Source organism: uncultured Winogradskyella sp., assembly GCF_963975125.1.
In the GTDB taxonomy this organism is placed as follows: Bacteria; Bacteroidota; Bacteroidia; order Flavobacteriales; family Flavobacteriaceae; genus Winogradskyella.
Map to the genome: position 1 here is coordinate 1 of NZ_CAXBGB010000127.1, position 5,429 is coordinate 5,429.

Sequence of the window (5,429 nt, forward strand, 5' to 3'; positions counted from 1 at the left end):
GAGGCTCCTACTCCGGGCAGCACAATTTTGGCTACACCTGCTATATGCCGGAAAAAATTACCATAGAAAACCTTCATATAGATGACACCAATCATCCGGAAGACTACGAAGGGCCAGCCATTTTTAAAGACTTTAATGAAGAAATGACGGATGATACTTATCAGGAGAAATTTCCATATATCAGAACCGATGAAATAATCCTTAAGAATGTAACTACCGCAAGTGGCAAGGACTTATTAATTAGCAGAAATCCGTTTATGTTTCAAGATGTGAAAGTGCATACTGATTAAGGTGCTCAGTATTTGAGTCTTTTATTCCTTGGCGGGAGAAAAGAATCACAGTTATACCCTAATTATGAAAAAACTAAAAAAAATAGAGAACTTTTTTGTTGTAGGGGATGATTCTTTTCAAGAGTCCGATCTATCAATTGGTCAAGAAATCATATTTCCAAATAGGTCGAAGAAGCAAAAAATCTGTTTTCGAATGAATAAGAAGCCAATATATATTGACTTAATACACTATGATAAAAGTGAAATAAAACAATTTAAACTAATTGAAAGCACACTTCTTGATGAAAAGGAATTAAAAACATTTTGTTATGAATTCTCTTTACAAATAACTCAACACCCATTATCCAAAACCACCCTTATCGCAAAAATCCCTAATATATCTGATTCATTCGGTATTTCTAGCTATGGTGCGATAAAAAGAACAAATCAGAACTACTATCTCATAATTTTTGCAAAGAAAGGAAGTAGGGATTTTGAGGAAAATATAATTTATATACATGGCATTTGGGAAATTACCACCCCCCCCTGCTCGTATAGGTTTTTAACGCTTACTTACAATTTACAAAGAACAGAATACAGCAAATAAATGTGAAAAATGTTAGGTTATAAATATATGAGTTAAACAAATCTATTGGCCTGTAAGTAAGTTGTAAGTCAAAATTTACAATACATTGACGTAAATAAAGGCTTGAGGTGAAAATATAGTTACAATACAAAATGAACTTAAAGGAACGATTAAAATATTGTAATCAGTGTAAGAATAAAGCCTTGGACTATGACAAAAACATCATTTGTGATTTAACCTCGGCTCCACCAGTTTTTGAAAAGGAGTGTAAATATTTTGTCCATGAGGATGTTCCAGAAGCTAAATCCGATAAAAAATCTAAACATGGTTTTTTTGGAACGTGGAAAAGTGCTCTTTTGCTTACGGTTTTAGCTGGATATAATATAATTCGAGGAATTGCTAATGAGAATTATATTAATGTTATACTCGGAATGGTCCTTTTTGTTGGTTGGATGTTTTTTGCACTTGGAAAAAAAAATAATTGATTGGAATTACTAATTATGAAAAAACTATATACAACTTATCCTTTACCTCCGCTAGCGCGAGCATCTTACCTGGCAACGAATATCCTAATGGTTTATTTATATGAACCAAGCGGATTTACCAAGGAGATTAAATATTTAAGAGACAGAGGTATAACAACTGTTAAATTTAAAGATGGCAAAATATTGAATCTTGATGAGGTAGATTTAAGTAAAATGGATTGGAGCACAAAACGGAAGTACTAAATATGAAAATTGAAAACAAAATATATAGAAACTTTAAATCCATAAAATCATTTATACAAAATGATGTTCAAAATGGTAAAAATAATTATGAGGCCTATATCTATTTTTATTTAAAGGACAACAAGGTATTTCGTTCACTTAAAAGTAAAAAAGAATTGAATGAAAACGAGTTTCCACTTATAAAGAATAAAATAATAAGAAATGGAATTGAAAATAGGTTGAAAAATGATAATAGTCCAATATCAGTTGGCGAATATAAAATTTCAGAAAGCAACCAAATTGAAATGGAATGGAATTTTTTTTATGACGGAGAATCGGAAATTTTATTTAAAGGCCAAATATTATTGAGTGGTAATGCAATTAAGGGAACATTGTACAAAAACGGAGAGATAAGTGTACCGTGCAAGGTATATTATAATATAGATAAACCCCTTCCTAACCCATTGATTCCAGAGGATGACGAAGAAATAGTGTAGTTGAATGAATAAAAAAAAGGCAAACAAATCCTTATTCCCAAAATATTGGGCAGGTCGTGTTCCTATTTATCTGGTCATGGGTCTTATACCCTTGTTAGCTGGTATTATGAACATAAGCCTTTACTTCAGTACAAATGAAAGTTATTATAAAGGATATGAATATGATTTAAAAACAATAAAAATTGAATCGAACATTTCCAGCCCCCAATTTGAGCTAGAAATCAAGACCAATGATAAAACATTAAATGATAGACTCGATTACGATGCATGGCTAAATTTTTTGGATAATTATGGCGCTCCGGGAATCAGAAAAAGAGTGTTAAACACAGAAAATTTAAAGCAAGCCTTGGTAAGGATAAAAAATGAATCCCCTGAATTGCAATTCTACTATAATGACGGTGAAAAAAAGATAACCGGTTTAAAGATTAATGGGCATACAATAATATTTCATTATAACCATTTGTTGCTTGGATTGTTGTTCAACGCAATCGGAGTATTTCTGATAGGCGGATCGCTATATATTATAATAAAAGACCCCTTTTCAAAATATAAAACATAACTACCAAAAATATAATAGCTAGCGCAAGCATAGGGAGAAGAAAAAGTAAATATAAGTTATGGTCAAAGTCATGAAAATATATCTCAATAACTAAAAGAATAACTTTTGCATAATGGATAAATTAAAAAAGTTATATGAAAAATATCTTAGTGAATTACTGACTGAATCAAAGGAAAAGTTAGAAAGTTTACCTGAATGGAAATTGGACCTATACTCATCAAGTTTAAGCTCAAAAAGTAAAACTGAAAAAATAAATCACATTCAAGAAAAATTTCTATTAAATGATATAATCTATTCCACCCTAATTAATGACTTGAATCAATTTAAAAAACCAAACTTTAAGCCTGCAAACCTAGAAATTCTATCGATTGACGATAGGTTTCTTGAAGCTAATGGATATTTAAACGAGAAAAAAGAGAAAATTTATTCTTTTATCTCAGAAGTTCAAAAATTGATTCAAGAATAAATACATTTAAACACAACTAAAATATCTATTTTTTTACTTTTAATATTTTTATCAGGAGAAAAAGCCACCTACGCCAAAACCTCGCAAGTGCGAGTGTCACGCCTGTCAGCGGAAGGCAGGCTGGTGCCGTTCTGAGCAAGTCGGGTATGAGTAACAGAAATAAGAGGAATAATAAACAATGAGCAGAAAATAAATAATACTTAAGAAAACACAGTTTACAAAAAAGTGAAAACTTTAAACTACATAGTATCATTTGGTTTCATGATAGGCGTTACTCTCGGCATACTTTTCCTTCTTGTGCCAGAATTTTATTGTAAAGCTCAAAAACAAGATGTGTTTATTCCATTAAAGCCATTACAAGAGTTCAGTATTACCTATTTACCAAATGGCAATTCGTTTGACAAACGATATCTAAAATTGTTAGTTAGGTTCGATAGTACAACAACATATAAAAAGACTTTTTATATACCTGATCAAGAACATGAAAAAATAGAAATATTTCTGTACCAATTGGGTATTTTAAAAGAAGACAACATAAGAAAAATAATACCGTTATCTTTTGGTAATGACCAACTTGAAAAGTATAGTACGGTAGAGTTTACCTATTAAAATAAAAGTATTGAGAAAATTAAAATCAACGACCATTTTTTAAAGGGCAAAAAAATATCATTAGTAGAAAGGGCTTTATATTTTTTACTAACCTTAGTTTTCAGTGTCATTGGTTTATTAGGCATATGGCTTGTTGTTGATTCGGCAAAACTTCATATAGAACATTATCAAAAAACTGGTGATACACTAGAGATCACCGATTCAATAGCTGCAAAAATTGAAGGGTTTAAATACGTTTTCAGAGGTTTTAAATCTGAAAATAAAGAATCTGAAATATTAAAAAAATAGATTATATCCACAACAATCCCGTGGAACAAGGATTTGTTACGGACCCAGTGGATTGAAAATACAGTAGTGCAAAGAACTATGAAAATGATGAAATAATTTTAAAATAGATAATGCAGGAATGCATTTAGGTATGATGAAAATATGAGGAAAAGGATAAAAGTTCAGATGCATGGTACGGGCACGAGCGTGACGCCCGCGCCAGCAGGGAGGGAGATTTTCAAATTGGTTGATGAGTCTAGAAGTGAAATGTGGAAAATTAATGAAAAGTTCATAAGAAACCAATGTGAGGTATCAAAGACCTTTTATTTCTCGCATGACCCCAATAATATAAATATTATTATAGCAGGTTCATATTACGATATGGAAATTGAATTTATAAGAAATTTTGTAAAAGAAAAGTATGGCAAATCAGCAAAATTTGTCCGGTACGATCAATATTGGAAATTAGAATGGTAAAAAAATTAAAAGATAACATAGGCTACATAACCTACATCCGAGGTGAAATGAAAAAAAGTTTTCCTGATTGGCATGAGATGGATGCTGTATACGAAAATCAACCCAATAATAATTTCCAGATTTCTTTTGTAAAAGATTTAAATAAAATTCACTTTACGAAAGATAGAGGTTTATTGGAGTTGAGTCTCTATTACGACAACAATCAAATACAGCTGGGCTATTTAATATATAATTCAATATTAAAAAGTATTCCTGAACAAGATTCTAAATGGAAATTAACCTTGTGTACTGAGCTAATTGACTATTATATGACATTTATCAAAAAATATTTTATCCGAAATTAGAAAATATCAAATTAGCAGAATTTGTGACCCCATGGTACGGGCACGAGCGTGTCGCTCGCGCCAGCGGTGGAAGTATTTAGCGATGGAACAGAAGTGCTAATCGCAAGCTACAATAAAGTACTAAAAAGATTTGTTAAGAAATGATAAATATACGATCAGGGACATTTGCCTTTTATAATGATAATTATTATGAATTAGTTGATGGAGACAAAGAAGATTGTCTACTAATTCATAGAGGCTGTACTAATTCCCAACTTCAACGCCTTGGTTTTACAGAATATAGTGATCAAGTTTATCTATTAGCAATCAAGCGAAAGGATATTAATTCTGCATTTCAAGTACGTACTTATTGTGTATACAAAGATTTCAAGTATCAAATAACAGATAATTTAAAGGACGAAAAGTTTCGAATATGGCCGTTGGCAGAAGCTCAAAATCATTTACAGGATTTTCAGCGACATGGATTTGATCCTGTTTATGAAATTGCTGAGACTGACATCACTTCAATTTGGGAAGAACGAGAGCCTTTGTTGGACTTTCCATTTAAGGTAGAAAAGATAATATATTTGAAGGGTTGACCCCCCTCCTAGCGCGGTGGAATTAAAATTCATTGAAGAAAATGACGTAAAATAGGACTATGATTACATA

General features: G+C 31.3%; 10 protein-coding genes. All 10 read left to right on the forward strand.

The features are described 5' to 3' along the window. Positions 1-44: 44 nt before the first annotated feature. The 10 genes from AAC053_RS13415 (at position 45) to AAC053_RS13460 (ending at position 5,359) form a co-directional block, all read left to right on the forward strand. On the forward strand, positions 45-290 hold the full coding sequence (locus AAC053_RS13415) for a hypothetical protein (protein WP_339757643.1): 246 nt from the start codon (positions 45-47) through the stop codon (positions 288-290). A gap of 64 nt (positions 291-354) precedes the next feature. After that, a complete protein-coding gene (locus tag AAC053_RS13420; protein WP_339757647.1) occupies positions 355-876 on the forward strand; it encodes a hypothetical protein in 522 nt (173 codons plus the stop codon). Positions 877-1,058: 182 nt separating this feature from the next. Next, a complete protein-coding gene (locus AAC053_RS13425; RefSeq protein WP_339757649.1) occupies positions 1,059-1,340 on the forward strand; it encodes a hypothetical protein in 282 nt (93 codons plus the stop codon). Between the two features lie 15 nt (positions 1,341-1,355). After that, on the forward strand, positions 1,356-1,583 hold the full coding sequence (locus AAC053_RS13430) for a hypothetical protein (RefSeq protein ID WP_339757651.1): 228 nt from the start codon (positions 1,356-1,358) through the stop codon (positions 1,581-1,583). A gap of 2 nt (positions 1,584-1,585) precedes the next feature. Next, positions 1,586-2,059: a hypothetical protein gene (locus AAC053_RS13435; RefSeq protein ID WP_339757654.1), complete on the forward strand. Its 474-nt coding sequence runs from the start codon at positions 1,586-1,588 to the stop codon at positions 2,057-2,059. Between the two features lie 4 nt (positions 2,060-2,063). Next, positions 2,064-2,618: a hypothetical protein gene (locus tag AAC053_RS13440; protein WP_339757657.1), complete on the forward strand. Its 555-nt coding sequence runs from the start codon at positions 2,064-2,066 to the stop codon at positions 2,616-2,618. A gap of 112 nt (positions 2,619-2,730) precedes the next feature. Then, positions 2,731-3,084: a hypothetical protein gene (locus AAC053_RS13445; protein WP_339757660.1), complete on the forward strand. Its 354-nt coding sequence runs from the start codon at positions 2,731-2,733 to the stop codon at positions 3,082-3,084. 225 nt (positions 3,085-3,309) lie between these two features. Next, entirely contained in the window at positions 3,310-3,693 is a 384-nt protein-coding gene (locus tag AAC053_RS13450) for a hypothetical protein (protein WP_339757663.1), read from the forward strand. Between the two features lie 791 nt (positions 3,694-4,484). Beyond that, entirely contained in the window at positions 4,485-4,781 is a 297-nt protein-coding gene (locus AAC053_RS13455) for a hypothetical protein (protein ID WP_339757666.1), read from the forward strand. Positions 4,782-4,921: 140 nt separating this feature from the next. Next, positions 4,922-5,359 (forward strand): hypothetical protein, encoded by a 438-nt coding sequence (locus tag AAC053_RS13460; protein WP_339757669.1) that lies wholly within the window; start codon positions 4,922-4,924, stop codon positions 5,357-5,359. The last annotated feature ends 70 nt before the right edge of the window (positions 5,360-5,429 follow it).